Annotated in this window: 6 protein-coding genes; all 6 read right to left on the minus strand. The window is 73.8% G+C overall.

The annotated features are described in order from the left end of the window. Positions 1-323: 323 nt before the first annotated feature. Positions 324-953, minus strand: a complete 630-nt coding sequence (locus VGX25_RS06395) for a bifunctional DNA primase/polymerase (protein WP_414635722.1) — start codon at positions 951-953, stop codon at positions 324-326. 261 nt (positions 954-1,214) lie between these two features. Continuing rightward, the gene (locus tag VGX25_RS06400) at positions 1,215-1,568 is read right to left on the minus strand and encodes an Rv3654c family TadE-like protein (protein WP_326916677.1); all 354 of its coding nucleotides are present in this window, start codon (positions 1,566-1,568) and stop codon (positions 1,215-1,217) included. Positions 1,569-1,572: 4 nt separating this feature from the next. Then, on the minus strand, positions 1,573-1,947 hold the full coding sequence (locus VGX25_RS06405; protein ID WP_326916678.1) for a TadE family type IV pilus minor pilin: 375 nt from the start codon (positions 1,945-1,947) through the stop codon (positions 1,573-1,575). Further along, on the minus strand, positions 1,947-2,159 hold the full coding sequence (locus VGX25_RS06410; protein ID WP_326916679.1) for a DUF4244 domain-containing protein: 213 nt from the start codon (positions 2,157-2,159) through the stop codon (positions 1,947-1,949). Before VGX25_RS06410 ends, VGX25_RS06405 begins: the two co-directional genes overlap by 1 nt. Before the next feature lie 28 nt (positions 2,160-2,187). Next, positions 2,188-2,934, minus strand: coding sequence for a type II secretion system F family protein (locus tag VGX25_RS06415; protein WP_326916680.1), 747 nt, complete (start codon positions 2,932-2,934; stop codon positions 2,188-2,190). After that, a partial coding sequence (locus VGX25_RS06420) for a type II secretion system F family protein (protein WP_326916681.1) occupies positions 2,931-3,351 on the minus strand: 421 nt, incomplete at its 5' end. The genes VGX25_RS06415 and VGX25_RS06420, both read right to left, overlap by 4 nt.

A 3,351-nucleotide genomic window follows, 5' to 3' on the forward strand; every position in this document is an offset into this window, starting at 1 on the left:
GTGTCGACGCACCCCGGCGCGCTGCTCAGCGCCGAACACGCGGAGGGCCCTGCTACCGCTCCTTGTGACGCGCGACCATCGGGATATCGGCTGGGTGTCCATCGCACCGCATGGAGGTGGGTTGGGAGGCGGGAACCTCCACGGACGATGGTCATCCCGGGGGCCAGGTTTTCGCCGACCTGATCCCGATGCTGGCCGCTATGGCGGGAGGTTCGATCGTCCTCCGCCGAGTGCCCGGCATGTTGCCCGGTCCACGATTCGTCGATGGGATGCGGGAGTGACGACGAACCGTGTTGCGGGCCGGTCTTTTCCGTATGGAGTTGTCAGTCTGCGGCAACCAGTTGTCCGGTCGGGACGCTCGCGGTCCGGTTGGCGATCGCGTCCAGGAGTGCGTCGTGGACGATGTGGGCCTCGGGGATCTGCCAGCCGCACACCTCCGGCCGGACCCGCCAGTGCACGACGCCGTGCTGGAACTGGGTGGGCGGAAGCGGCACCCAGCTGTCCTTGCCGTGCACCACGATGTCGCTGTGCCGCGCCAGCTCGTCGGCGACGCGCTGGCTGGTCCGGGTGAGGAACAGCCACCGACCGGTCGGCGTGCCGATGATCGGAACGGGCATGCCGATCGCCCGCAGCGCCCTGGCGGCCCCGGTGCCGAGCCGGCTGCCCACCTCGATCGCGTCGAACATGACTCCGGTGGCCAGCAGCAGGCTGTACGGCCGCCCGGTCCACCAGCTGGCGACCTGCTCCGGCTGGGTGCCGATGCGGTCCTGCCAGTCCTTGTGCACGGGCACCGGTCCGGTGTCCTGCTGACCGTCGCGGCCCGCCCAGTGCGTGCCGGCCGGATAAGTGCCCGGCAGTACCGGCCAGCGACGCCAAGCGAAGCCGATGGCCTGCGCCCGCAGTTCCACCCGGAACGCGCGCCGCCAGTTATCCGACCAGTCCATTTCCAACATGTCGGGTACTTGCCTCCTTGAGCATCGGGCGCCCATGCGGTGCCCACACATGACTCAACGACACATCAGTCCAGTGATGAAACTTGCAGTCGACAACCGGTCGCTGTGGCACGGCGAATGAATGCCCGGGGAAAGAGCGGCTGAACGCTCGTTGGCGATCATCGACCGGTGAAGTGCGCTCGAACGGCCTCGCCCTACCGCTCGTCGTCGATGAACGACCGCTACCCGTGGCTGAGCGACCGTTTCCCGACGCCGGGCCGTTCACTCCGCCGCCGGCCCGGCGCGGGCGCGAGCGGTGGCCGAGCCGAAGCCCAGCAGCAGGTTGGGCGGCCGGGCGGCCAGCTCCACCTCCACCTCCCAGCCCGCCAACCGGCACCCGGTGAGCTCGACACCCATCCGTTGGGCCACCCATCGGGCGCGCGCACAGGCGTGCTGCTCGCCGGAGGTCACGTACGCGGCCGCGGCCAGGGCGGCGAGATCGGCGGCGCTCTCCGCCCGGTGCCGGGTCTCGGCGGCCGAGCCGATGCCCACGACCAGTGCCACCAACAGCAGCAGTGCGGCGATGCCGCCGGCCGCCCACACCGAGGCCGAGCCGTGCTCGGGGTCGCTGCTCATCCCGTCACTCCTCGGCCGTCCCGGCGGCGCCGGGCTCGGCGATCGCATAGGCGTGTCCGGTCAACCGCAGCCCGGGGAGCAGGCCGAGCGGGGCCGCGTCGACCTCGACGGCGATGGTGTCGCCGTCCCGGCGGATCGCGACTTGCGCGCCGCGTGGGGCGATCCGCTCGGCGGCGGCCATGGCCCGGTCCGGCTCCCCGCGGGCGGCCAGCCGGGCGGCCTCCCGCGCGGCATCGGTGCACCGCAGCTGGTCGGTGACCGCACCGATCGCGGCCAGCGCCAGCCCGAGAACCACGACGAAGGCACAGAGCGCGATCGCCGCCTCGACGGTCACCATCCCGGCATCGGACCGGCCGGATCCGGCTCGCCCGCGGGACATCAGAACGTCACCGACAGCGCCCGCTGCACCAGCGCGGTGAGCCCGCTGACCACCGAATCTCCGGTGACGACGGTGTAGAGCACCGCGCCGAAGGCCGCCGCGGCGATGGTGCCGATGGCGTACTCCGCGGTGCTCATGCCCGCGTCGCCGAACGGTCGGTGCCGCCAGGGCAGCGTGTGGGCGGGACGGATCGGCTTGGGTCGGGACAACATGGTTGCTCCTTTCCAGCGCCCGGTGGCGCTACGGGTGAACCGACAGCTGGGCGGCCAGGCCGACGACGACCGGGACGATGCCCAGGCAGACGAATGCGGGCAGGAAGCACAGGCCGAGCGGGCCGGTGATCAGGACTCCGGCGCGTTGCGCCCTGGCCTCGGCGACATCGCTCGCGGCGGCACGAATGCCGGACGCCAGCGCGGATGCGGCGCCGGCCAGCGCGGCGCCCGAGCGGGCGGTGCGCCGGGCGCCCCTGGCCAGTTCGGCGGTGGCGGGACAGTCGAGCGCCGGAGCCCAGGCGGCGACCGGATCGGCGCCCAGCGCCAGGAGGTCGGCGGTGGCCCGCAGCGCGGCGGCCGCCTCGGGCGGAAGGTCGTCGGCCACCGCGCGGACGGCCGTGGGAACCGGAAGCCCGGCGCGCAGGCTCGCCGCGAGCAGATCCCACGTCGCCGCCACACCGAGCTGGTCGGTCGGGTCGAGCCGGGACCGGTTGCCCCGCCCGAGGAAACGCCGGACCACCAGCCAGGCCACGGCCGCGCCCACCCCGCCGACCGGCAGCCCGTACGGCCATCCGCAGAGGACGCCGAGCAGCGCACCCACCGACGAGGCGAACACCGCGGCCAGGCACGGCGTCGACGGCGTCCGACCGCCGGTGGTGCGGGCTTGCGACCGCATGCCGCCCACCGCCGCCAGCCTGGCCCGCGCCACCGTCGACGCCGACCACAGCGGCACCGCCGCAGCCAACAGCACCAGCGCCAGGCACAGCGAGGTCATCGCAGCACCACCCGATCGGTCAGGCGGGCACTCCAGGCCACCCCGGCGCAGGCCAGGGTGACGCCGACGACGAGCAGCAGCTGCCCGGTCGCGGTGCCGGTGAGGACGTGCAGCGGGCGGGCGCCCATGGCCTCGCCGAGCGCAAGGCCGACGACCGGCAGCAGGGCGAGAACGGTGGCACTGGCCCGCGGACCGGCCATCCTGGCCAGCACCTGGCGGGCGAACCGGACCCGGGCCTCGAGATCGCCGCGGACGGCGTCGAGCACGTCGGCGAGCGGCACACCGTGGCGCTGCACCAGGATCCACGCCCGGGACAGCTGCCCGAGCACCTGCGCGGTCGCGGGGGTGGCCGCGCGACTGGTGGCCAGGGCGTGCGCCACGTCGCCGTCGAGGCGGGCGGCCGCGGCGATGGCGCAC

The organism is Actinophytocola sp. (assembly GCF_035942955.1).
Taxonomy (GTDB): Bacteria; Actinomycetota; Actinomycetes; order Mycobacteriales; family Pseudonocardiaceae; genus DASYTH01.